This window comes from Enterococcus sp. DIV0756, assembly GCF_051710745.1.
Taxonomy (GTDB): domain Bacteria; phylum Bacillota; class Bacilli; order Lactobacillales; family Enterococcaceae; genus Enterococcus_A.
Window position 1 is genome coordinate 1,286,342 of record NZ_JBIOLF010000001.1, and the last position, 23,080, is coordinate 1,309,421.

Annotated in this window: 24 protein-coding genes; 19 read left to right on the forward strand and 5 right to left on the reverse strand. The window is 37.8% G+C overall.

Features of this window, described 5'->3' with window-relative positions:
- Positions 1 to 6: 6 nt before the first annotated feature.
- Both IGI44_RS06180 and IGI44_RS06185 read right to left on the reverse strand, forming a co-directional pair.
- Positions 7 to 432 (reverse strand): DUF3021 family protein, encoded by a 426-nt coding sequence (locus IGI44_RS06180; RefSeq protein WP_438786916.1) that lies wholly within the window; start codon positions 430 to 432, stop codon positions 7 to 9.
- A complete protein-coding gene (locus tag IGI44_RS06185) occupies positions 429 to 878 on the reverse strand; it encodes a LytTR family DNA-binding domain-containing protein (RefSeq protein WP_438786917.1) in 450 nt (149 codons plus the stop codon). The genes IGI44_RS06180 and IGI44_RS06185 overlap by 4 nt, the downstream gene beginning before the upstream one ends.
- A gap of 142 nt (positions 879 to 1,020) precedes the next feature.
- Here IGI44_RS06185 and IGI44_RS06190 point away from each other — a divergent pair, with 142 nt between their 5' ends.
- Complete coding sequence (locus tag IGI44_RS06190; protein ID WP_438786918.1) at positions 1,021 to 1,593, forward strand: GNAT family N-acetyltransferase; 573 nt, start codon at positions 1,021 to 1,023, stop codon at positions 1,591 to 1,593.
- A 38-nt stretch (positions 1,594 to 1,631) separates the two neighbouring features.
- Here IGI44_RS06190 and IGI44_RS06195 read toward each other — a convergent pair whose 3' ends face one another.
- Positions 1,632 to 2,099 carry a TspO/MBR family protein gene (locus IGI44_RS06195; protein WP_438786919.1) on the reverse strand — a complete coding sequence of 156 codons (468 nt, stop codon included), beginning with the start codon at positions 2,097 to 2,099 and terminating at the stop codon, positions 1,632 to 1,634.
- 248 nt (positions 2,100 to 2,347) lie between these two features.
- Between IGI44_RS06195 and IGI44_RS06200 the strand changes: the two genes are divergently transcribed.
- The 8 genes from IGI44_RS06200 (at position 2,348) to IGI44_RS06235 (ending at position 10,136) form a co-directional block, all read left to right on the forward strand.
- Complete coding sequence (locus IGI44_RS06200; RefSeq protein ID WP_010739601.1) at positions 2,348 to 2,617, forward strand: IreB family regulatory phosphoprotein; 270 nt, start codon at positions 2,348 to 2,350, stop codon at positions 2,615 to 2,617.
- Positions 2,614 to 3,042: a Holliday junction resolvase RuvX gene (ruvX, locus tag IGI44_RS06205; protein WP_438786920.1), complete on the forward strand. Its 429-nt coding sequence runs from the start codon at positions 2,614 to 2,616 to the stop codon at positions 3,040 to 3,042. The genes IGI44_RS06200 and ruvX overlap by 4 nt, the downstream gene beginning before the upstream one ends.
- Positions 3,043 to 3,057: 15 nt before the next feature.
- Positions 3,058 to 3,378, forward strand: coding sequence for a DUF1292 domain-containing protein (locus IGI44_RS06210; protein WP_218257062.1), 321 nt, complete (start codon positions 3,058 to 3,060; stop codon positions 3,376 to 3,378).
- A 610-nt stretch (positions 3,379 to 3,988) separates the two neighbouring features.
- Entirely contained in the window at positions 3,989 to 5,092 is a 1,104-nt protein-coding gene (locus tag IGI44_RS06215; RefSeq protein ID WP_438786921.1) for an alpha-hydroxy-acid oxidizing protein, read from the forward strand.
- Positions 5,093 to 5,493: 401 nt separating this feature from the next.
- Positions 5,494 to 6,330, forward strand: coding sequence for a transporter substrate-binding domain-containing protein (locus tag IGI44_RS06220; RefSeq protein ID WP_438786922.1), 837 nt, complete (start codon positions 5,494 to 5,496; stop codon positions 6,328 to 6,330).
- On the forward strand, positions 6,330 to 6,989 hold the full coding sequence (locus IGI44_RS06225; protein WP_438786923.1) for an amino acid ABC transporter permease: 660 nt from the start codon (positions 6,330 to 6,332) through the stop codon (positions 6,987 to 6,989). The genes IGI44_RS06220 and IGI44_RS06225 overlap by 1 nt, the downstream gene beginning before the upstream one ends.
- A gap of 393 nt (positions 6,990 to 7,382) precedes the next feature.
- On the forward strand, positions 7,383 to 8,846 hold the full coding sequence (locus IGI44_RS06230; RefSeq protein WP_438786924.1) for an amidase: 1,464 nt from the start codon (positions 7,383 to 7,385) through the stop codon (positions 8,844 to 8,846).
- 99 nt (positions 8,847 to 8,945) lie between these two features.
- Positions 8,946 to 10,136 carry an amidohydrolase family protein gene (locus IGI44_RS06235; protein ID WP_438786925.1) on the forward strand — a complete coding sequence of 397 codons (1,191 nt, stop codon included), beginning with the start codon at positions 8,946 to 8,948 and terminating at the stop codon, positions 10,134 to 10,136.
- 50 nt (positions 10,137 to 10,186) lie between these two features.
- On the opposite strand, the gene rnhC is transcribed toward IGI44_RS06235, so the two are convergent.
- Positions 10,187 to 11,089 carry a ribonuclease HIII gene (rnhC, locus tag IGI44_RS06240; protein WP_438786926.1) on the reverse strand — a complete coding sequence of 301 codons (903 nt, stop codon included), beginning with the start codon at positions 11,087 to 11,089 and terminating at the stop codon, positions 10,187 to 10,189.
- A 137-nt stretch (positions 11,090 to 11,226) separates the two neighbouring features.
- Between rnhC and zapA the strand changes: the two genes are divergently transcribed.
- From zapA to IGI44_RS06290, 10 genes are all read left to right on the forward strand, one after another.
- On the forward strand, positions 11,227 to 11,661 hold the full coding sequence (gene zapA, locus IGI44_RS06245) for a cell division protein ZapA (RefSeq protein ID WP_438786927.1): 435 nt from the start codon (positions 11,227 to 11,229) through the stop codon (positions 11,659 to 11,661).
- 12 nt (positions 11,662 to 11,673) lie between these two features.
- The gene (locus IGI44_RS06250; protein ID WP_438786928.1) at positions 11,674 to 12,222 is read left to right on the forward strand and encodes a CvpA family protein; all 549 of its coding nucleotides are present in this window, start codon (positions 11,674 to 11,676) and stop codon (positions 12,220 to 12,222) included.
- A 60-nt stretch (positions 12,223 to 12,282) separates the two neighbouring features.
- On the forward strand, positions 12,283 to 14,643 hold the full coding sequence (locus IGI44_RS06255) for an endonuclease MutS2 (RefSeq protein ID WP_438786929.1): 2,361 nt from the start codon (positions 12,283 to 12,285) through the stop codon (positions 14,641 to 14,643).
- A gap of 113 nt (positions 14,644 to 14,756) precedes the next feature.
- Entirely contained in the window at positions 14,757 to 15,071 is a 315-nt protein-coding gene (gene trxA / locus IGI44_RS06260; protein WP_010744490.1) for a thioredoxin, read from the forward strand.
- An 81-nt stretch (positions 15,072 to 15,152) separates the two neighbouring features.
- Complete coding sequence (gene uvrC, locus IGI44_RS06265; protein WP_438786930.1) at positions 15,153 to 16,928, forward strand: excinuclease ABC subunit UvrC; 1,776 nt, start codon at positions 15,153 to 15,155, stop codon at positions 16,926 to 16,928.
- 194 nt (positions 16,929 to 17,122) lie between these two features.
- Complete coding sequence (locus IGI44_RS06270) at positions 17,123 to 17,326, forward strand: helix-turn-helix transcriptional regulator (RefSeq protein WP_438786931.1); 204 nt, start codon at positions 17,123 to 17,125, stop codon at positions 17,324 to 17,326.
- Positions 17,326 to 17,790: a hypothetical protein gene (locus IGI44_RS06275; RefSeq protein ID WP_438786932.1), complete on the forward strand. Its 465-nt coding sequence runs from the start codon at positions 17,326 to 17,328 to the stop codon at positions 17,788 to 17,790. Before IGI44_RS06270 ends, IGI44_RS06275 begins: the two co-directional genes overlap by 1 nt.
- Before the next feature lie 58 nt (positions 17,791 to 17,848).
- Positions 17,849 to 18,748 (forward strand): ABC transporter ATP-binding protein, encoded by a 900-nt coding sequence (locus IGI44_RS06280; RefSeq protein ID WP_438786933.1) that lies wholly within the window; start codon positions 17,849 to 17,851, stop codon positions 18,746 to 18,748.
- Positions 18,741 to 20,000 carry an ABC transporter permease gene (locus tag IGI44_RS06285; RefSeq protein ID WP_438786934.1) on the forward strand — a complete coding sequence of 420 codons (1,260 nt, stop codon included), beginning with the start codon at positions 18,741 to 18,743 and terminating at the stop codon, positions 19,998 to 20,000. Before IGI44_RS06280 ends, IGI44_RS06285 begins: the two co-directional genes overlap by 8 nt.
- Before the next feature lie 316 nt (positions 20,001 to 20,316).
- Positions 20,317 to 21,765, forward strand: a complete 1,449-nt coding sequence (locus IGI44_RS06290) for an alanine/glycine:cation symporter family protein (RefSeq protein WP_438786935.1) — start codon at positions 20,317 to 20,319, stop codon at positions 21,763 to 21,765.
- A gap of 43 nt (positions 21,766 to 21,808) precedes the next feature.
- Here IGI44_RS06290 and IGI44_RS06295 read toward each other — a convergent pair whose 3' ends face one another.
- Positions 21,809 to 23,080 (reverse strand): ABC transporter permease, encoded by a 1,272-nt coding sequence (locus IGI44_RS06295; protein ID WP_438786936.1) that lies wholly within the window; start codon positions 23,078 to 23,080, stop codon positions 21,809 to 21,811.

A 23,080-nucleotide genomic window follows, 5' to 3' on the forward strand; every position in this document is an offset into this window, starting at 1 on the left:
ACCAGATTACTCTGATTCTCCTTTACTTGCTTCTTTTTGCTGTTGGATGAGTTCATTTATTTCGTCGGCCTCTTTTTTATCATTGCTGTAAATAAAGAATTTGATGAAGGCGTAAATCAGCAAAGTGATACCAAAATTTTTTACTAATCCGATGAAGCCTAATCCCCAATCGTACAAAACATCCCCAATTACGATTTGGACTAAAATCAACCCAATATAGATTATTTGGTTGATAACAATTCGGCGGTTTGAGTAGCTCTCATTGTCTTCAATGATAAAACGCAGAAGACCTGAGATGACCGAAACGACTAGCATGTATTCGATGATATCAAACAGTGTATCTTTACTGATAAATAGATTGATGGTAGCTAGTAAGGTGAAGATCATAGAAGATAAACGAAAAACACTTTTTAGATATTCCACTAGTCTCATAGACGTTTCCTCATTCCTAAACCCTTTTTCAAATCAGGAACATATTTTCTCGAAACAGCGACTCGCTCCTCATTTATCAATGTAGCTTCAAAGCGTCCACTGAAAGTAGGGGAAACCGCTTTAATGGCTTCGATATTCAGCAGCAATGATTTTCCTACACGAATAAACTTGTGCGGCAGCAGTTTTTCTTCAAGTTGGTAGAGTTTTTCGGCACTTTGACATACCAGATCCTTTGTATAAATAAAGCTCTTCTTATCAACTACTTCGATATAAAGAATATCTGAAAAAGGGATCTTGTAATGAGCGCCATTTTCTTCCCCAACCAGGAAAAGTTTTTTCTCCTCAAGGATTGTTAAGACATTTTGCAGCGTATCAGTCACTTCATGAACCATAAATCTAGCCATTTCTTCTTGGGAGGGTTTGATTATTTCAATCGAAGTCTTCAACTGTACATCCTTTCTAGATCGTTTTCTATGCTTAAAAGTATAACAAGCCGGTTTGATAGAGGTCAAATCAATAAAGCAGATTCTTGTGGAGTAACGTATAATAAATAAGTAGCCAATATTTTATATAGAAAGGAAAGGATCTATGATAAAAGGAAATAAAATAATACTGAAGGCGGCGACTTTGACAGACCGCCAACGTGTATACGAATGGTGTTTTCAATCAGAAACGACCAAATCTCATAGCGGACCGCCGGATTATCCTGAAAAAAAGCTTGCGACTTTTCAAGAGTTTAATACAGAGTACTATGAGGAATATTATTTTAATGGAACGCAACCAGAGAAAGGGCAAGGCTTTATCATTATGAATGATCAAGAAGCTGTGGGATTCATTAGTTATTCTGCTTTTCATTTGAAACCGCATTCTGCGGAGCTGGATATCTGGATGAAAGATGAAGCAAATTGTGGGAAAGGCTTTGGAAATGACGCGATTCTAGCTTTGAGTAATTATTTAAATCAACAGTTAGCCATTAAACTTCTAATACTTGCACCCTCCAATAAAAATATTCGAGCAATTAAATCCTATGAAAAATCAGGTTTTAAACGTACAAATAAAGTGATGTCTGACTTTCTTTCAGAGGACTATCGGTCACTTTACGGGGCGGGTGATTATGGCGTTTCAGGAACAGCGATCTTGATAAAGTGTTTCGAAAAATAAAAAAACTCCCAATGTGAAAGGGAGTCCTTTGAGAAAAACTAGTTTAAAATGGCTAATCCAAAGGAAAGATACGTTGCATAAATGATCCAAATTAGATAAGGAATGAAACAAATTGCTGCTCCTTTGGATAACGCGCGAAACTCGCGAATACTGAAAATAATCGTTATCAGAAGGAACAGACTGATAAATGATGCGATCCAAAAGTGCGATCCGCCGAAGAAAATGATACTCCAAATAAAATTAAGCACCAGTTGGATACCAAAAAGAAAATAAGCTAGTGTTTTATTTTTTGGCTCTTTACTGTCAATGACTAAAAATAACGCTAAACCGATCAATGCATAAAGTACGGTCCAAATGATTCCAACGATATTTCCTGGCGGTGCCAATAGTGGCTTATTTAGCTGTGCATAGATCGTGGGAATATCACCAGCAAAAAATCCTGATATAGAGCCTATCAATTCTACACCAATAATACAAGCGAGTAATTTAAAAAATCTATTTAACATAATTTGCCTCCTTTATTATTGAAGCTTTGTTGTACTGCAAGGTACTCTCTACTTAATCAGTATAACGAGGATTATTCTTAAAAGAAAAAAAGATGCTTAAGAAAAGTAATATAATCTTAGCAAAAGAATGTTATAATAATTCGGAAGATTTTCTAAAGCCAAGAGATTGGCAACTTGCAAAATTTGTAAGTTTTGTCTTCTTTTAGTAAAATGTAATTGTTGATAATTCCAAGGAGAGGTGTGAGAAAATGGGATACACAGATGAAACAGTCCGTTTTGATTTTGATGACAACCGTAAAAAAGAGATTAGCGAAACACTGACGATTGTCTACAATGCTTTAGCTGAAAAAGGCTATAACCCAATCAACCAAATCGTCGGCTATTTATTATCAGGAGATCCTGCGTATATTCCTCGTTATCAAGATGCACGAAACTTGATTCGTCGTCACGAGCGCGATGAAGTGATGGAAGTTTTGGTGAAATATTATCTGAAAGATCACGGTATAGATATTCGATGAGAGTAATGGGGTTAGATGTCGGCTCAAAAACTGTTGGTATCGCAGTGAGCGATCCATTCGGTTGGACTGCTCAGGGAGTCGAGATTATCCGAATCGATGAAGAAAAAGGAAAGTTCGGCTTTGAACGCTTAGGTGAGTTGGTCAAGGAATACCAAGTGACTAAGTTTGTGGTCGGCCTCCCTAAAAACATGAATAATTCAATTGGTCCCAGAGCAGAAGCTTCGATGCTTTACGCCGAAAAAATCAAGGAACTCTTTGATTTACCGGTAGAATTCCAGGATGAACGTCTAACGACAGTGCAAGCTGAACGGATGTTGGTGGAACAAGCGGATGTCTCGCGATCAAAAAGAAAAAAAGTAATCGACAAACTTGCTGCGGTCATGATTCTACAAAATTATCTTGATCGAACCAGCAATAAACTTTAGAAAAGAGGAATAGATATGGCACATGAACACACGCATGACCATGATCACGAGCACGATCATGACCACGAACATGAAGTAATTACTTTAGTGGATGATGAAGGAAATGAAACACTCTACGAAATTCTTTTGACAATCGATGGTCAAGAAGAATTTAATCGCAATTATGTATTGCTTTATCCAGCGGGCGCACCTGAAGACGAAGATGTTGAATTGCAAGCTTACGCATACGTAGAAAACGAGGACGGCAGCGAAGGCGAATTGCAACAAATCGAAACGGACGCTGAATGGGATATGATTGAAGAAGTTTTCAATACATTCATGACTGAAGAAGAATAGAGAAATAAGCGGAATCCTAATAAAAAAGGATTCCGCTTTTATAATACAGAATTTATTTATTTTGTCTCATCTCCACTACAAACGAGAGAAGGCTGACGACAAAAAATGTCGGCAAGATAAAGTGAATGAATGTGAATAAACTTAATTGCTCTTTTGCTAAATAATTACAAATAGAAGCAATGGAACATAAACATCCCAAAGTTATCGCATGCTCTAAATTATTTTTCAGAGATTTATTCATGAGGCCTTCCTCTCTTTAAAAGGCGATGTGTTTGAAAATTGAATATCAATTGTCTAATCGACCATTCTCGTTTATTAAATGATAAATCAAAAAGCTTTGTTAGTTCGATTTATGTCTTGAAAGAGGCATATTACGTCGCAAATGTGTGAAAAAGCGGAAATTTGACTTCCTTTGAGAGATCATCTTAGATTTTACTGGAAGATATACTAAGAGTACCGGATGCTGAAGACACCATTTTCTATTCTAAATTCACTATTATTTTAATGAATTTTTAGCAAAATAACTGTACAAGCTAATCATTTGTTTCCTAACAAAGGAAGGCGTAACATCATTTGTGTAAACGTTATCACTTTGGAGGTAGAGATTTAGATGGAGAAAATTTATCAAGCTAGCACAGCAGAAGGTGCAATCGATTTTATTAATATGTACGATTTAGAAGAAGCTGCAAAAGAAGTCATACCAAAAGGTGGATATGGCTACATCAGCAGCGGTGCAGGAGATATTTTTACGTATCAAGAAAATGAAAAGGCTTTTAATCATAAGCTGATTATCCCTCACGTATTAAGAGATGTTGAATTGCCGGACACAAGGACGAAGTTTGACGGTGAGGAGTTAACAGTTCCCATTATTATGGCTCCCGTCGCTGCTCATGGGTTGGCGAATGTAGCCGCCGAACGAGCTTCAGCTAAAGGTGTTGCCCGTTTTGGTACCATTTATACGGCTAGTTCCTATGCCTCTTGTACTTTGGAAGAAATCCGTGAAGCAGGCGGAGAAGATGCACCGCAATGGTTCCAATTTTATATGAGTAAAGATAATGGAATCAATCAAGATATTTTATCTATGGCTAAGCGCAATGGAGCAAAAGCAATTGTGTTGACTGCCGATGCCACTGTTGGCGGCAATCGTGAAACGGATCGGCGCAATGGCTTCACTTTTCCTTTAGCAATGCCGATTGTCCAAGCGTATCAATCAGGAATTGGACAGACAATGGATGCGGTTTATGGCTCATCAAAACAAAAACTAAGTCCGAAAGATGTTGAATTTATTGCAAGTTATTCTGATCTTCCGGTTTATGTCAAAGGTGTTCAGTCCGAAGAAGATGTCGAAAGAGCACTCGGTTCTGGAGCTTCAGGAATTTGGGTCTCCAACCATGGCGGGCGTCAATTAGACGGCGGACCAGCCTCCTTTGATTCCTTGCAATATGTGGCGGAGGCAGTAGCAGGTAGAGCTCCGATTGTTTTTGATAGCGGTATCCGACGGGGGCAGCATGTCTTTAAGGCACTTGCATCCGGTGCTGATCTAGTTGCAATTGGTCGACCAGCGATTTACGGATTGGCACTCGGTGGAGCTACCGGTGTACAGCAAGTCTTTGATTTCTTTAAAAGGGAATTGGAAATGGTGATGCAGTTAGCCGGTACTCAAACGATAGAGGACATTAAAAAAATTGTTTTAAGAGAGAATCGTTATTTGTAAAAAGTCGTTTTATTTATAGAGTCTATTTCTAAATGAATAGATGAGTAGAAGTTCTGATTTATTGACTTCTACGAAGAGGCATGCGTTTTCTAAGTAGTTGAGATAGGCTAGTCTAGAAGTCCTTTTAAAAGATACACAATAAAGCGAATTCGAATGTTCTTATTCCCGTCAACGACGAAGGAAATAAGAACATTTTTTTTGAATTTTAAAACAAGTAATTTGAACGCTTCTAAAAAACAATAAACAGCGTTATTTATATGGTGTTCTATTACACGGGAAAGTTCAATTTCTTCTGTATTATTAACTGTTTTTCATAGGCATTTTACTATATGCTTTTGTTTTTTATATGCTATAAATAAGGCATCGTTTATAACATATAAAAAGAAGTGGAGATGACAACAGTGAGAAAATGGTTGATGGGGTTAATGGTGATTGCAACGGTATTAGTACTAACTGCCTGTGGGAGCACAGAGTCCAGTGGGGATGATAGCTGGAAAAAAGTTAAGGATAGAAATGAACTGATAGTTGCTACGTCGGGGACGCTTTTCCCGTCTTCTTATTACAATGATGAAAATGAACTAATCGGCTATGATGTAGATGTTGCGAAGGCTGTTGCAAAAAAACTGGATTTGAAAATCAAATTTAAAGAATACAATGTTGATGGCCAGGTTACTGCTGTTAATCGTGGAGAAGCTGATTTTGCAGCGAATGATTTTGGCATGTCAAAGGATCGCGCTAAGAAATTTTCATTATCTTCTCCTATTAAATATTCCTTCGACAGTATGATAGTTCGAAAAAGCGATGATTCTGGAATTCATTCTTTAAAGGATTTAAAAGGTAAAAAAGCTGCTGGTGAACCCAATACGAGTTACATGAAAATTGCCGATAAATATGGTGCAAAAGCGGTGACTTACGATAACGCTACAAATGATCAATACTTGACGGATGTGGCCAATGGACGAACGGATGTAATTCTGAATGACTATTATCTGCAAAAAATGTCATTAGCGGCTTTACCAGATATTCCAGTCAAGATTTTAGAAGATGTTTATTTTAATGCAAATTCCACAGGATTTCTTTTTGACAAGAAAAATGAGACTCTAAAAAAGCACATTAATACGGCTTTAGCAGATTTGAAAAAGGATGGAACCCTAAAGAAAATAGCTGAACAATATTTCGGTACGGATGTTTCCTCAAAACCTAAACAAGAAATAACCGAAAAGGTCTCGGCGGACTAATGTATATACCGGCAGTTGACTTAAGATTAATGTTTGAATCGATTCCTTTTTTATTAAGTGGATTAGGCTATACTATTGGAATTAGTTTGGCGGCATTTTTCTTTGGTAATTTGTTAGGCATACTTATGACCATCTTAGGATTTGTTCCTTTTCGAATAGTAAAACTATTTGTTCGTTTCTATTTATCCTTTTTAAGAGGTACGCCCGCATTAGTTTTACTGTTTTTACTTTATTTCGGACTTCCATATCAGCTGAATGCGGTAGTAGCGGCGATTATTTGTTTTAGTTTTACTAGCAGCGCTTTTATTGGTGAAATCTACCGTGGGTCGATTGCCGGAGTAAATGCTGGTCAATGGGATGCAGCTTATGCATTAGGAAATCGTTTCTTTCCCACGATGCGTTATATCATTTTGCCACAAGCCTTCCGGATTTCAATTCCAGCTCTAAGTAATGTAGCGATGGATTTACTAAAAGGGACTTCTTTAGCAGCAATGATTACAGTGCCTGATATTTTTCAAAAGGCAAAAATCATTGGTGGACGTACCTTTGATTATTTATCGATGTATTTATTAGTGGCATTAATTTATTGGTTGCTTTGTATTGGGATCGGTCATCTTCAGTATCGACTAGAGAATTATTTTCAGAAAAAATATGTATAGTGACATTGTCCCTCTAATTAAGCAGAGTCCTAACCGACTCTGCTTTTTTGTCGTGCGTTGTAGAAATCAGTGGCTCGTTATTACTAATGTTCATTATTTGTTTGTTGACCCCATACTTAGTGATGAGGTCTTCGGGAAAGCGAAGTTTGGCCGAAAGAATCAAATAATAATTGTAAAAGCTCAGGCCTATGAAACCTGTTAAAGTTTTAAAGTGTCCTGTTGAAGATCCGATTAGAAGAGAACACAATCGTTTAGAAGTGAGATTCAAAAGCGTGATGATTGAATAAACTAACTTCAGTCATCACGCTTTTATTACGAAGGTTAATGGTCTGTGACTGGTGTTCTAAAAGAAAATTTGTGATAATAAAACAAAAAACTGAAGAGGTGTTTGCGGTGAAGGACGGGCTATACTGGGCAGAAAAATTACGTAAGAAAGAACTTAGCTTTCAAGAACTATTAACGAATTTTGAAGAAAAGGCACGTAAGCAAAACGCAATGCTCAATGCATTTGTAACTATAATGGATCATGATGCGCGTGAAGAATTTGAAAAACATACGGATCTCTTAAATCGTCCATTTGCCGGTTTGCCGATCCCTTTGAAAATGTTGGGCCAAGAGAAAAAAGATTGGTTGAGTACTTCAGGTTCTAAACTACTGAGAGAACACCGAGCAAGTCATAACAGTCATTTCACCGATAAACTAATAGAAAATGGATTGGTACCATTTGCTCAGACAAATACGCCAGAGTTTGGCTTTAAAAACATCACCGACGCCGAGCTTTATGGTCCGGCTAGGAATCCATGGAATCTTGATTATTACTCTGGTGGATCAAGTGGTGGAGCCGCCAGTGCTGTTGCTGCCGGTATTGTTCCAATAGCAGGAGCTAGTGATGGGGGTGGATCAATACGTATCCCAGCTTCTTTTTGTGGATTAATTGGGTTGAAGCCGACTCGCGGAACAATGCCTGTAGGTCCAAGTGGTTGGCGTGGATGGCAAGGAGCAGCGATTGATTTCGCACTGACGGTCTCGATGCGTGACACGGAAAAACTTTTTTATGGAATGCGCGGAATTAATAGTGCAGCGCCATACCAAGCTCCTGAAAGAGCGTGGAAGCATGAACAGGCTTCCCAGAAAAAGAAACTAAAAATTGCGGTGATTATTGATTCGCCAATTAATTCAAATGTATCACCTGAGGCCGCTAGTGCAGTCGAAAAAGCACGTGATTTTTTACTAAAACAAGGTCATCAGGTCGAGATGATTTCCTATCCTGTAGACGGAAAGGAACTAATAACGAGTTATTATATAATGAATGGTGCCGAAACAGCTGCTATGTTTACTGGAATCGAGCAAGGGTTAAGACGACCGGTTGAAAGAAATGACATGGAGCTAATGACATGGGGGATTTACCAGTATGGTAAAAAAATTCCTGCTAGTCATTTTATTCATGCTCTGAATGTATGGGATCGAGCAGCTTTTATAATGGAGCAATTATTTACTGAATATGATTTATTACTAACTCCTACAGTTGCGACGACAGCTCCGAAAATAAATGATGATTTACAAAGTACTGAGATCCGTGATGCGTTGGAAATATCAGCAAATTTATCGGAAAAAGAGCTACACCAATTAATTGATCAGATGTTTGAGAAAAGTCTTGAAATTACACCTTATACCCAATTGGCCAATCTGACAGGACAACCAGCTATTAGCCTACCTACCTATTTAACTGAAAAACAATTACCTTTAGGTATCCAATTTATGGCAGCACGAGGACGTGAGGATTTGTTGTTGCAGATTGGAAAACTGTTCGAAACAGAATATGGCTTCTGTTTACCAGAGCATTATTCAAATAAATAGAATTATTTGTTTGGACCGATAAAATTGGCTATCCATTTTATCGGTTCTTTTGTTACACTAAAAGAGTGAAAACGTTTCATAATTGGAGGGGACGCAAGAATGATTTTATTAAAGGCTCAGAAAGTAATTACTGGTGATGGAAAGACCATCATTGAAGATGGTGGTGTTGTTTATGATGAGGATATAATTTTAACGGTTGGAAAAGCAGATAAGCTTTTAGCGGATTTTCCACAGGCAGAGGTTCGTGATTATGGTAGTGGTACAATTCTTCCTGGATTGATGGATGCTCATATCCATCTTGGTTATTATTGGACACAACCTGATTTGCACCGCTACAACGATTTTATGATTGCTTACTATGCACAAAAACAAGCTGAAACTTGTTTATCTAAAGGCGTAACCACAATTCGTGATTGTTGTGGGCCACAATTTCTGCTAGAAACATTACGACTAGCAGCTGAAAAAGGATTCGTGAAAGCGCCACGCGTCCTACACACAGATCGAGGAATTTGTATCACCGGTGGACATGGACATGAAGATGGGATTGAAGAGGTTGATGGGGTAGAAAATATTCGTCACACCATTCGCCGTCAAAAGAAAGATGGAGCAGATTGGATTAAGCTATTAACGACAAATCGTGATGATATTTGTGAGTTTACTCAAGAAGAGTTGACTGCAGGTGTCGAGGAAGCACATCGCCTTGGAATGAAATGCGTGGTCCATTCAGGGACACAACCAGGTATTCAAATGTGTATCGATGCTGGATTTGATACCATTGAGCACGGAAACTTTTTAACTGTTGAACAAGCTAAGCAAATGGTGAAAAATGAGCAATCATGGACGCCTACGATGTATGCTTATCATTTTTTGGCAGAGTATAATCAAAAGGTTCAAGAGGTCGGGGTGGATCACTCGAATCAGTCAACTGAAACCTATTCCCATCACTTAGACTTCTTTGAAAGCTCAGTTCAAGCGTATTCAGAAAACTTCAAAGCGATTTATGATGAAGGTGTAACGATTCTTGCTGGAACTGATATGGTAATGTTGGAGGCACCGAGTGTTCCAATCGTAGAAGAATTGGAATTAATGGTAAGGTATGGATTAACTCCAATCGAGGCAATTCAAACAGCTACACAAAATCCTGCAAGAGTATTCGATTTGTCTGAGGTTACGGGTGAATTGAAAGCAGGATTACAAGCAGATATACTTGTTGTAGACGGAGATGCAACTACAGACATTGAGGCATTAAGAAACGTTCAACAGGTATTATTGGCTGGAACAGAAGTTTAAAATAGTAACTGCCTCGCCAAATTGAATGGACATTCTGGCGGGGCAGTTCTTTATATCAATTTTTTTGCTTTTTCTGTATTGGCGAAATGGAGCTTTGCAAATTTTCGCAATAAATCTATTCCACCCTGCCGCAATAGTTTAGCGGCAAGTTCATCAGAAGGTTTGCCTGCGCCAGAAGGAACTTTTGTCCCTAATTCTATTGAAGCTTTGTCCAGTTCCTCAAGGAAACTTGCCCGACTAATAATCGAAGCTGCTGCAACAGAAAGATGGTATTGTTCACCTTTAGTGACAAAATAAATTTTTTGATCGACGCGTTGCTGTTCTTGTTTAACATATTTCGTATAATTAGCTTCAGAAGTGAATTGATCAATTAGGATCGCTTCAGGCTTTGTTGGTGCAATCTGATCCAACAGTAGACGGATTGCTTGATTATGCAAGGCGACTTTCATTCGAACAGCATTGTATTTCGGTTGAATTTCATTATATTTTTCCGGATGAACAACTAACAAACGGTAAGGAATCAGTTCTTTGATTGCAGTTGCCATTTTTCGGATTTGATCATCAGTAAGCATTTTTGAGTCTTTCACGCCTAAGCGTTTCAGAGCGTCAAGATGCTCTTTATCAGCATAAGCGGCACAAACACATAACGGCCCGAAGTAGCTGCCATTTCCAACTTCGTCACTGCCGAGGACAGCGAGTGAGGCAAAATTTTTAGGCAGGCTATTACTTTTTTTAGCTTCTGAGGAATCCGTTTTTCCCCAGCGAGCAGCTTCTTGTTCAGCATTGTTTCCTTGGAACAAGACTTTTCCAGAGGTGTAGGCGGTGATACTGATACCGTTTTTCTTAGCGGAGAATTCACTGTAAGGGACTTTCTTAGTTAAAAGATAGTCAGCATAGTAGTTTTTCAGCTTTTTGATTTCAGTTTTTGATAATTTTAGTACAGCAGAACTCATAATTTTTCTCTTTTCTTTAAGTTAATTGGCTTTCAATTGATGAAAGTTGTACATACGAAAGATTTTAGCATATAATATATTAGTGTTTTTGTTACCAGAATATTTTTATAAAAATTGTTTTAGGAAGGTTGATCGATATGGCGCAAAATCGCTATAAGGCAATCGTTGCCGGTCAGACTTATACTATCATTGGTCAAGAATCCAAGCAACATATGGATATGGTTACCGCATTGGTCAATGAACAGTTAAATGAGATCATGTCGTTATCACCTGGGATTACGCAAGAAAAAGCCACGATGTTATTGGCGATCAATGCAGTCTCAGATCAATTGAAAAAGCAAGAAGCGTTAATGAAGTTAGAAAAACAGCAGTATACGCTTGAAGGGCAAGCCGCCCATAATCTTGAATTAGAAAATCGTATTAAGAAAATCGAAGCAATTGAAGCCGAAGCCAAAGAAATCATGCGGAAAAATGGAAAAGAAAATGTTCCAATCCGAAATCACGTAGAAGCGCAACAAATCGTCAATGAAAATCGAAAACGTGAGATTCAAAAAAGAGCGGCAAATAAATAAGTGAGGGATACTATGTTAACATTAGTAATTTTATTTGCATTACTGCTATCTTTTTACGTGGGCTATCGTCGCGGTACAGCCTATCAGATAGTATTTTCGATTGGATACTTGATATCCTTCGTAATTGCTCGGATGTTTTATCAGCAATTAGGATCTCATTTGGATCTATTCGTACCTTACCCATCCGTTACCAGTGAATCAAAAATGGTTTATTACTCAGTTGAACAAGCCTTTAATTTGGATAAGGCTTTTTACGCTGGTGTAGCATTCGTCATGATTTTAGTCATTGGCTGGTTAGTGACGCATTTATTTGCAATTTTTTTCAAAGATTTACTGTTCAAAGTGCTTATTCCTCAATATGATGGTATTGTAGCGGGAATCTTACAATTAATTGTTTGCTATGTTAGTATTTTTTTGATTTTAAAGTTGGTCAGTTTCGTACCGATGGCTTTACTCCAAAATCAAATCGAAGGAAGTTGGTATGCTCGGTTTATGATCGAACATTCGCTGTTCCTAAGCTCGCATTTTAACAATTTATGGGTGACAAATATTATTGGATAAATTAAAAACCGGGACGCTGTTTGACAGGTTTCGGTTTATTTATGTATAGAAGGTGAAAAAATGAATGAACGTATTCTAAAAACGTTAGAGTTTGAGCAAGTAAAGAAAATGATTCAACAGTATTTAACGACTGAACAAGGGGAAGAAGAAATCCGTCAATTAACACCTTCTAATGATGAGGATACTATCCAGTCTTGGCTGGATGAAACGGAAGACGGAATGAAGGTACAACGCTTGCGTGGAGGATTGCCAATTCCCAAATTGAACAATATTAAGCCACATATGAAGCGAATTGAAATCGGAGCAAATTTAAATGGCTTAGAGTTGGCCGAGGTCTCGCGTGTACTTTCTACTACAAGTGAATTGGTTCGTTTTATTGAAGATTTGAAAGACAGTGAATTAGAGTTTTTGCGATTATATTTCTGGGAAGAACAATTAACCACTTTACCTGAATTAAGTGGAAAACTCCGTCGTTCGGTGGAAGAAGACGGACGTGTACGAGATGAAGCTTCGTCAGAATTGCGTACCATCCGCAGCCAGATAAGACGTAGCGAACAAACGATTCGTGAACAATTAGATGGCCTGATTCGAGGGAAAAATGCAAAGTATTTAAGTGATAGCCTAATAACAATGCGAAATGACCGTTATGTGATCCCTGTGAAGCAAGAATACCGTGGTATTTTTGGTGGAGTAGTTCACGATCAGAGTGCTTCTGGACAAACCTTATTTATGGAGCCAAAACAAGTTGTCGAGTTGAATAATCGGTTGCGTCAACAGCAAATCGCAGAGCGTACTGAAATTGAACGTATTTTAGCTGAATTATCTGCAGAATTGGTGGCCCCTCGTAAGGACATCTTACACAATGCTTACGTCTTGGGACGTTTTGATTTGATGAACGCCAAGGCACGCTTTGCCAAAGCTCAAAAGGCAGTCGTACCAATGGTTAATCAGGAAAATCATGTGTATTTCAAACAAGCGCGCCATCCATTGTTAGATCCGGAAAAAGCGGTAGCCAATGATCTTATGATTGGAGAAGATTTTCAGGCTGTCGTTATTACTGGACCGAATACCGGTGGGAAAACTATTTCTCTAAAAACTCTCGGTCTTTTACAACTGATGGGACAAGCTGGACTTCCATTACCTGTCGGTGAGGAAAGTGAAATGGGTATTTTTACCGAAGTTTTTGCGGATATTGGTGATGAACAATCAATTGAACAAAGCTTATCGACATTCTCTTCTCATATGACAAATATTGTTTCAATTTTAGATAAAATTGATGAGCACAGTTTAGTGTTGTTCGATGAACTAGGTGCTGGAACTGATCCGCAAGAAGGTGCTGCATTGGCAATTGCAATTTTGGATGCGGTTGGTGCTAAATCCTCTTACGTTATGGCTACCACCCATTATCCGGAGTTAAAAATCTATGGGTATAATCGCTCAAACACTATCAATGCCAGTATGGAATTTGATGTGGATACATTAAGTCCGACCTATCGATTATTGATTGGGGTTCCGGGACGCAGTAATGCTTTTGAAATTTCTCGTCGACTTGGCTTAGATCCGCTAGTGATTGAGAGTGCGAAACAAATTATTGACGAAGAAAGTCAAGATTTGAATGAAATGATTTCCGATTTAGAGAATCAACGAAAAGCCACTGAAACGGAATATTTAGAGATTCGTCATTATGTTGATGAATCTGAGAAACTGTATCGTGATTTAAAAAATGCTTATTCTTATTTCTTCGATGAACGTGAGAAAGAGATGGAGAAGGCTCGTAAAGAAGCGAATAGAATTATCAGTGACGCTGAAGAAAATGCTGAAAAAATCATCAAAGACATTCGTCAGATGCAGTTAGATGGTCAAGGAAATGTAAAAGAACATCAATTAATCGATGCAAAGACCCAATTGGCTGATCTTAAGCAAGATGAAAATCTCAAGAAAAATAAAGTTCTGCAAAAAGCCAAAGCCAAAAAACAATTTAAACCGAATGATGAAGTGATTGTGGAAACATACGGACAACGTGGAACGCTAATTAAAAAAGTTGGCGATAATGAATGGCAAGTCCAACTAGGAATTTTGAAAATGACTGTATCTGAAGAGGATATGACTTTGACCACACCCGTGGAAGAACCGAAACAGCGTGTAATCACAGGTGTCCAACGCGGAGCCAGCTCCAAAGTGAAGCCAGAGTTGGATTTACGAGGAAAACGTTACGAAGAAGCCTTGGCAGAGGTGGATCAATATATTGATGCTGCACTTTTAGCAAACTTTGCCCAAGTACGAATCATTCATGGTAAAGGAACTGGGGCTCTGCGTAAGGGAATCACTGACTATTTAAAAAATAATCGTAATGTTCAAAGCTTTGAATTTGCCCCAGCAAACCAAGGCGGAAGTGGCGCAACAGTAGTTACTTTTAAATAGTTTACAAGTGTAAGCAGAACAGTAGCGAAGAAAATAGGACCGTGCTATACTACTTTTAGTAAGAAAAACGGATACCGATTTTAATGTATCCAATTTATATAGGAGGAATTCAAATGTCACAAGTAGTTACTGATAAAACGTTTAACGAAGAGACAGATAACGGTCTTGTTTTGATCGATTTTTGGGCAACATGGTGTGGTCCTTGTCGTATGCAAGCACCGATCTTAGAACAATTATCTGAAGAATATGATGAAGATGAATTCAGAGTCGTAAAAATGGATGTGGATGAAAATCCTGAAACACCTGCTTCATTTGGTATTATGAGCATCCCAACGCTTGTTCTAAAAAAAGATGGACAAGTTGTTGATAAAGTAATTGGTGTTCATACGAAAGATCAACTAAAAGAGCTTATCCAAGCTCACATGTAAGCAACTGAGCTGGGCAATTTGTCCAGCTTTTTTGTCAGTTTAGTTTTAATCTAATGATGTAGCTCGGAAGGGAAGCAACTTATGAACGAACGAATCAAAAATAAACTAGCGCTTTTACCAGATCAACCGGGCTGTTATCTGATGAAAGACAAAAATGGCACGATTATTTATGTCGGAAAAGCTAAAATTCTAAAAAATAGGGTACGCTCTTATTTTACTGGTAGCCATAATACGAAGACAGAGCGTTTAGTCAGCGAAATTGTTGATTTTGAGTATATCGTGACAGAATCAAATATCGAGGCACTGCTGCTTGAAATCAATTTGATCAAGAAAAATGATCCTAAGTATAACATCATGCTGAAAGATGATAAAACCTATCCTTTTCTGAAAATCACGAACGAAAAATATCCCCGTTTGATGATCACGCGAAAAGTTTTAAAGGACAAGGCGCATTATTTTGGTCCGTATCCCGATGTGAATGCGGCTAATGAAACTAAGAAGTTATTGGATCGATTGTTTCCACTTAGAAAGTGTAAGCCGTCGCAAAAAACTCCTTGTCTTTATTATCATTTAGGTCAGTGTCTGTGTCCGTACGCTTTCCATGTTGATCCTCAAGTCTATAAGGACATGGTGGAAGAAATCAAACGATTCTTAAATGGGGGACATACAGAAATTCAGAAGCAATTGGAAGAAAAGATGAATCTGGCAGCTGCTGATATGGAGTTTGAAAAGGCGGCAGAATACCGTGATCAGATTAGAGCAATTGAAACAGTTATGACGAAACAAAAAATGACGAATACAGACTTGGTTGATCGTGATATTTTTGGATATGCAACAGATAAAGGTTGGATGTGTGTACAGGTTTTCTTTGTCCGTCAAGGAAAATTAATTGAGCGAGATGTTTCGATGTTTCCATTTTATAATGATGCAGAAGAGGATTTTTTAACCTACATTGGACAGTTTTATCAAGAAAATGAACACTTTATTCCTAAAGAGGTTTTGATACCTGATAATATTGACAAGCCAAGTGTCGAAGCGATGCTATCAACAAAAATTTTACAACCGCAACGTGGAGAAAAGAAAAAGCTAGTAAAATTGGCAGGGAAAAATGCTCAAGTTGCTTTGAATGAAAAGTTTGATCTCATTGGTCGAAGTGAAGCACGGACAATTGGTGCAGTAGAGAAATTGGGCGATGCTATGAATATTCCAGCACCGATTCGAATTGAAGCTTTTGATAACTCTAATATTATGGGAACTGATCCAGTATCGGCCATGGTTGTTTTCATTGATGGAAAACCTGCAAAAAAAGAGTATCGTAAGTATAAGATCAAAACGGTCAAAGGACCAGATGATTATGCGTCCATGCGTGAGGTTATTTATCGCCGTTACTCTCGGGTATTAAAAGAAGGGTTGCCATTCCCAGATTTAATTGTAATTGATGGTGGGAAAGGTCAAGTTGATGTCGCAAAAGATGTATTAGCTAACCAGTTAGGAATTGATATACCGATCGCGGGACTAGCAAAAGATGATAAACATAAGACGAGTGAATTACTATTTGGTCCAGAATTAAACGTCGTGCCATTGGAACGTAATTCACAAGAATTCTTCTTACTACAGCGTATTCAAGATGAAGTCCATCGCTTTGCGATTACCTTTCATCGACAGTTGCGTAGTAAAAATAGTTTTGCTTCGAAATTGGATAATATTGATGGATTAGGACCGAAACGTAAAAAAATGTTGCTAAAGGAATTTAAATCATTGAAGAATATCCAAGCAGCCTCTGTAGATGAATTGCAAGAAGTAGGATTACCTAAACAGGTAGCTGAAAATACATTTAATCAATTACAAGAAAAATAATGTATAGCACCCTTTACATTCAATGTAAAGGGTGCTATACTTTTTTTGTGATATGTAAAGTTAACTATACATTTGAACGATTAATCTCTTTTTCTAATCGAATCTACTGAGTCAAAGAAACAAGTAAGAGAACTAAAATAAATATAAAGAAATAAGACGGAATGGGTCCCTCGGTATGATTAAGGAGTGATTATTTGCAAAATCGAATTCAAGAATTACGCAAAGAACGTAAATTGACTCAGAGTGAGTTAGCTGATCACCTAGAAGTTACACGTCAAACAATTATTTCTTTAGAAAATGGTCGCTACAACGCCTCCTTGATCCTTGCCTATAAAATTTCTAGGTTTTTTGGATTAATGATAGAAGAAGTATTCATTTTTGATGAGGAGGATGAATAATGGAAGAGTTATCAAAACTGGATCGTGAATACAGAGATAAATTAAAAAAGTTAAATAAGGTTTATTTTGTGGCAATTATTTTCATGCTAATTTGTTCAGCGATTTTATTTATTGGAGTTAACTGGTATGAATTGAAAATTAGCGATCGAGCAGTGAGCTTTCTAATGGGCTTCTTTCTTTCTATTGGCCTTGTATTTATAATTTATATCATTAGAAATAGAAATACGATGAGAAATCCTGAAAAATTGAAACAGCAGCGGATTATTAAGACCGATGAACGAAATCTAGAAATCTGGAGCAAAGCATTGCAAATTACAAGTTATGTAATGATAGTAGCATTGGTGATTTTGAGCATTATTGGAAGCTTCGTTTCAAAAAGTTTAATGCTTACTGCAAGTGGGTTACTTTACGTATTCTCGATTAGCTACCTGATCTGCTATTTCTATTTCAGAAAAAAACTATAATATCAGTTATAAATTCACCGTTGAAAAGTGAATTTAATTATAAAAAAGGAGTGAAAAAATGTTACAGGTTGAGAATTTGAGTAAGAGTTTTGGATCGTATAAGGCTTTAAATAATATGAATTTTACGATCGAAGATGGGAAAATTTTGGGGTTAATTGGACAAAATGGCGCGGGAAAAACAACGACATTTCGCTTGATATTAGATTTCTTGTCAAAGGACTCTGGAAGTGTTTCATGGAATGGACATGAACTATCTGGTAAGGATTACAATTTAATTGGTTATTTACCTGAGGAACGGGGACTATATCCTAAGGTAACAATTGAAGATCAATTGCTTTTCTTTGCTTCATTGAGAGGAAAGAGCAAACAAGAGATCGCTCCGAAAATAGATGAGTGGATGGATAAATTTCAAGTCAAGGGGAAGAAGACGGATAAAGTAAAATCACTCTCTAAAGGAAACCAACAAAAAGTTCAATTGATTTCAACATTGATTCACGAGCCGAAATTAGTCATTTTAGATGAACCCTTCAGTGGGTTGGACCCTGTTAATGCCGAATTATTAAAAAACGGCATTATTGAGTTAAAAGAAAAAGGATCATGTGTCATTTTCTCTAGTCACAATATGGACAATGTGGAGAAAATTTGCGATCACTTAATCATGCTTCGAAACGGAGAAACTGTCTTAAACGGGAAAGTCCATGAAATTCGTGAATCTTTTGGGCGGAGCAAATTGTATTTAGAATCGCATTTGACTAAAAAAGAATTAGAAGCTTTTTCAGGTGTTCATACAGTAATCCAGAAAGAGGACGGCAGCTTTGATATAACCTTAGAAGACCCAACGGCAGGGCAAGAAATTTTTGCCGAAGCTACAAAGGATGGTTACATCCCTATGTTTAATCAACAACCACCAACACTGGAAGAAATTTTCAAATGGAAAGCAGGTGCTGTAAATGAGTAAAATGGGCGTTATTATCAAGGACGTATATAAGAAGAACGTAAAATCAACGGCATTTCTCATTATGATCCTAGCACCATTTCTATTGATGGGAATTTTCTATCTATCACAGCATTTTTTTGGTGATGCCAATGATATTAATGAAATTGGTATTGTAAGTGATCAACCCGCAATTGCCGAACAATTGACGAAAACTAAAAATGATGATTATAAATTTAAAGTAATAACTACAGAGAAAAAGGCTCAGCAGCAATTAGAGAATAAGAAGATCGATGCTTATCTTAATTTGAAAATGGGTAAGGATAATGTTTCAGGAAAACTTTACAGTAAAGCTTCTTTAGGAACATCAACTGAAGTACAGTTACAACAAATTTTGAGTTCGATGCAGGCAAATATTCGGGCAAGTCAATTAAATTTGACGACGGCACAAGTTCAAAAAGTGATGGAGCCAGCGAAATTTGAGGCAACAAAAGTGACTTTTGAGAATGGTAAAATGAAAAATGATGGTGGAGATTCAGGAACTCAATTTATCTTGAGCTTCTTGACGACGATCATTATGTTTGTCTTTATTGTCAGCTATTCCTCAATTATCGCTCAAGAAATTGCATCTGAAAAAGGCACAAGAATTATGGAAGTCCTGCTTTCTAGTATGAAGGCTAAAACGCACTATTATGGGAAACTGATAGGTGTTTTATTAGTTGCTTTAACACAATTATTGATCTACGGTATCGCTATTGTGCTAGGATATAGACAGTTCAAGGATATGGATATGGTGAAGGATTTACTTAGTAATGTGTCCATTAAGGCCTTGTTAGGCAGCAGTGCTTTTGTCATTATCACCTTCATGTTAGTAGGATTGTTCTTGTACGCGGTGCTATCAGCGCTATGTGGTTCGCTTGTAAGTAAGCCAGAAGATACGGCAAAAGCGATCCAACCCGTAACTTATTTGTCGATGATTGGCTACATGTTGAGTTTGATTCTAGGAACTTCTGATCCGACTAACGTGATAATCAAAGTTACGTCCTATATTCCTTTCTTATCATCTTACAGCATGCCTTTACGGCTTGCCTCTGGAACAGTAGGCCTTTCTAGCGCCTTTGTATCTTTGGCAATTTTAGTTTTATTTACGATTCTTCTAACTCTATTTTCTGCTCAATTGTATAAGTCAAATGTATTAGTGTACAGCGAAGGTGGAACATGGAGCGCTTTAAAACAATCGATTTCAATTATGCAAAACGATCGGAAAAAGAAATAATCAGTTCTGCAGATCCTCGAAAGAGAGTCTTCAACAATGAAAGTGTACGATAAACGGTAAACATCATCTTTAACCTGAGTAGAGATACTCCTTCAATTTTCCGAAGGTTAAAAAAAGTATCCAGTAGAGCTAATTGACTTGTTATACATGCACTAATGAAGCAGCGCATGGTACTTGTAACAACTTAAAACATGAACAGACATTCTTCAGTCTATTCATGTTTTTTTGTTTTGGACAATAAATTAGAATTATTTTTTTCAGAACAGCGTTTCAGAAAAACATTTATGATAAAATAGCAAGAAAAAGGAGGAGTTTGATGGAGAATTTATTAGTGAAAATTAATTCTTTGATTTGGGGCGCACCGATGATCATCTTAATTTTAGGAATCGGCATTATTTTAACTGTTGGTTGTCGGATGATCCAAATTCGTCGTTTACCTTTGGCACTGAAGTATATGGTAAAAAATGAAGATGGGGGACAAGGGGACGTCACTAGTTTTCAAGCGTTATGTACGGCTTTATCAGCAACAATCGGCACGGGAAATATCGTTGGGGTTGCTACTGCAATTGTGGCTGGTGGTCCAGGAGCGTTGTTTTGGTTGGAACTTGCTGGACTATTAGGTATGGCTACGAAATATGCAGAAGGATTGTTGGCTGTAAAGTATCGTACATTTGATGATCATGGAAAAGCATTAGGAGGGCCATTCTACTATATCGAAAATGGATTGGGAGCTAAGTGGAAATGGCTAGCTAAAATGTTTGCCTTTTTTGGAGCGATCGCTGGTTTGATTGGAATTGGAACAATCGCTCAGATAAACGGTATCACTTCTGCTGCAGAAACTTTTTTTGACCCAGAAAAATTGAACACGATTACACTTTTTGGGAATGAGTATTCTTGGGCAGTCATCGTTACAGGTATTGTTGTCACAATTTTAGTTGCAATTGTTTTGGTTGGAGGGGTTCAAAGAATTGCTCGCGTATCTGAGATTATCGTACCATTGATGATTGTGATTTATGTTGGACTATGTCTATTTATGATTATCTTGAACATCACTAAATTACCTGCGGTCATTGTTGAAATTGTCCAAAGTGCCTTTGGCTTGCGAGCTGTTTCAGGTGGGGCATTAGGAGCAATGATGATTGCGATGCAAAAAGGGATCGCGCGGGGGATTTTTTCAAATGAATCAGGTTTAGGGAGTGCACCAATCGCTGCAGCTGCTGCGCAGTCGAAAGAGCCTGTTCGTCAAGGATTGGTTTCAATGACTGGAACCTTTATTGATACAATCGTTGTTTGTAATATGACCGGAATGGCCATTATTTTGACTGGGGCTTGGAAAACAGGACTAGACGGATCAGCTGTTACAATCTATGCGTTTGCTGAGGCACTACCTCTTTCTCAAACAGTTGCATCGCTTCTGCTAATGATTTGTCTAGCATTCTTTGCTTTCACAACTATTTTGGGCTGGAACTATTATTCGGAGCGTTGCTTAAGCTATTTAACGGGAGGAAATACGAAGTTTTCAGCAGTATTCCGCTGGGTATATATCTTCGCTGTTTTCATCGGACCTTATTTGACAGTTTCAGCGGTTTGGACGATTGCCGATATCTTTAATGGATTGATGGCCTTTCCAAACATTATTGCTTTGATCTTATTGAGTCCAGTTGTCTTTAAGGAGACCAAGTCTTATTTTAATCGATTATCAGCAGGGGAAATAGAGGAGTTTTCATCTGTATCATTAACAGATGCTTCACTTGATGATGATTAAGTAATAAAAACCCTGTCGCAACTTAATTGCGACAGGGTTTTTATTACTCGTAACGTAGCGCATTGATTGGGTCTAACCGAGCCGCTCGGTTGGCCGGAAAAGTTCCTGCTAAAAAGGCAATTAGCATAATTATTAGCAAAATAATTACCATGGATGGCCATGAAAACTGCAATAAAGTCAGACCTGTTAGGCCATCCAAAAATGATGTGGTAGCAAAATCGTTTAGAAAATGACCTGCTGTAACCGCCCCAGCAATCCCAGTCACACCACCCCAGAAACCAATTAGTAAGGCTTCAATACTGAAGGTCAAAAAGACTTTGAACCGCCCCATTCCCATTGCCTTCATCAAACCGATTTCTCTGGTTCGATCTTGAACAGACATGTATAGGGTGTTGATAATTCCAAAACTTGCGGCTAATAAAGCAATAGCTCCAAAAAGAGTAAGTACGCCTGTGATCGCGTTTATAACCTGTCGAATCATGCCAATCTCATCTTCAACAGTCATAGCAGTAAAACCTTTTTTAGTTAAACGTTTCTTTAGCTGTTCGATCTGTTTCTTCGACAAATCCTTATCCATGGTAGCAAAAAGGGTTCCATACTTATTTTTCATATTTTCTGGCATTCCTTTTTCGTTTACGCTGACAATTTTGTCTGATAAGGCTTTACTCATAATCGACTGACCTTGTTGGATCAAACTAACATTTCGAACACCGACGATAGTCGCATTAAGAATTTCTTGTTCACCTGTAGCTTGACTGCTGACCGCAATTTTTAACTTCTGATTGAGCGCGTCTTTGGCTGTTTTAAACCCTAAAGATTTCATATATTCAGGAGCAATATTAATTTCATACCTATCACCAGTACTGTTTACTTCGCGACCGGCTTCTAAATCAATAGAAATATCACTGACGCTTACAGCAGATAAAAGATATCTCTCTCCATCATTTCGTTGAATGTAATCCGTTGATAGAAAATGGAAAGGTTCAACCTTTTTAATTCCTTTTGTTGCCTTTATTTTCTCCAAATCCTTTGTTGTTAAATAATCGGCATCCGCTCCGGAAGCCTTATCAGGATCGTATTTTTGTGGCTCATCGTTAGTTGAGCCCATTTGAGATTCTGGAAAAATCATCAACTGATCTTCACCGCCGACACCATTGATTTGGCGATCAATATAATCATTAACCCCGTTATTGACAGCAGTTGTTAGCGAGATAGTAAATGCCCCAATAAAAATTGCAATGACGGTTAGAATGGTTCGCCCTTTATTGCGCCATAAGTTTGAGCTTGCAGATTTGATAATGTCAAATAGTTTCAT

Coding starts and splice junctions, on each gene's coding strand:
- IGI44_RS06275 (WP_438786932.1), top strand. CDS start 17,326: ATGGAAGAGTTATCAAAACTGGATCGTGAATACAGAGATAAATTAAAA.
- trxA (WP_010744490.1), top strand. CDS start 14,757: ATGTCACAAGTAGTTACTGATAAAACGTTTAACGAAGAGACAGATAAC.
- IGI44_RS06290 (WP_438786935.1), top strand. CDS start 20,317: ATGGAGAATTTATTAGTGAAAATTAATTCTTTGATTTGGGGCGCACCG.
- IGI44_RS06200 (WP_010739601.1), top strand. CDS start 2,348: ATGGGATACACAGATGAAACAGTCCGTTTTGATTTTGATGACAACCGT.
- uvrC (WP_438786930.1), top strand. CDS start 15,153: ATGAACGAACGAATCAAAAATAAACTAGCGCTTTTACCAGATCAACCG.
- IGI44_RS06295 (WP_438786936.1), bottom strand. CDS start 23,080: ATGAAACTATTTGACATTATCAAATCTGCAAGCTCAAACTTATGGCGC.
- IGI44_RS06255 (WP_438786929.1), top strand. CDS start 12,283: ATGAATGAACGTATTCTAAAAACGTTAGAGTTTGAGCAAGTAAAGAAA.
- IGI44_RS06195 (WP_438786919.1), bottom strand. CDS start 2,099: ATGTTAAATAGATTTTTTAAATTACTCGCTTGTATTATTGGTGTAGAA.
- IGI44_RS06210 (WP_218257062.1), top strand. CDS start 3,058: ATGGCACATGAACACACGCATGACCATGATCACGAGCACGATCATGAC.
- IGI44_RS06285 (WP_438786934.1), top strand. CDS start 18,741: ATGAGTAAAATGGGCGTTATTATCAAGGACGTATATAAGAAGAACGTA.
- IGI44_RS06190 (WP_438786918.1), top strand. CDS start 1,021: ATGATAAAAGGAAATAAAATAATACTGAAGGCGGCGACTTTGACAGAC.
- IGI44_RS06250 (WP_438786928.1), top strand. CDS start 11,674: ATGTTAACATTAGTAATTTTATTTGCATTACTGCTATCTTTTTACGTG.
- ruvX (WP_438786920.1), top strand. CDS start 2,614: ATGAGAGTAATGGGGTTAGATGTCGGCTCAAAAACTGTTGGTATCGCA.
- IGI44_RS06215 (WP_438786921.1), top strand. CDS start 3,989: ATGGAGAAAATTTATCAAGCTAGCACAGCAGAAGGTGCAATCGATTTT.
- IGI44_RS06280 (WP_438786933.1), top strand. CDS start 17,849: ATGTTACAGGTTGAGAATTTGAGTAAGAGTTTTGGATCGTATAAGGCT.
- IGI44_RS06180 (WP_438786916.1), bottom strand. CDS start 432: ATGAGACTAGTGGAATATCTAAAAAGTGTTTTTCGTTTATCTTCTATG.
- zapA (WP_438786927.1), top strand. CDS start 11,227: ATGGCGCAAAATCGCTATAAGGCAATCGTTGCCGGTCAGACTTATACT.
- IGI44_RS06225 (WP_438786923.1), top strand. CDS start 6,330: ATGTATATACCGGCAGTTGACTTAAGATTAATGTTTGAATCGATTCCT.
- rnhC (WP_438786926.1), bottom strand. CDS start 11,089: ATGAGTTCTGCTGTACTAAAATTATCAAAAACTGAAATCAAAAAGCTG.
- IGI44_RS06235 (WP_438786925.1), top strand. CDS start 8,946: ATGATTTTATTAAAGGCTCAGAAAGTAATTACTGGTGATGGAAAGACC.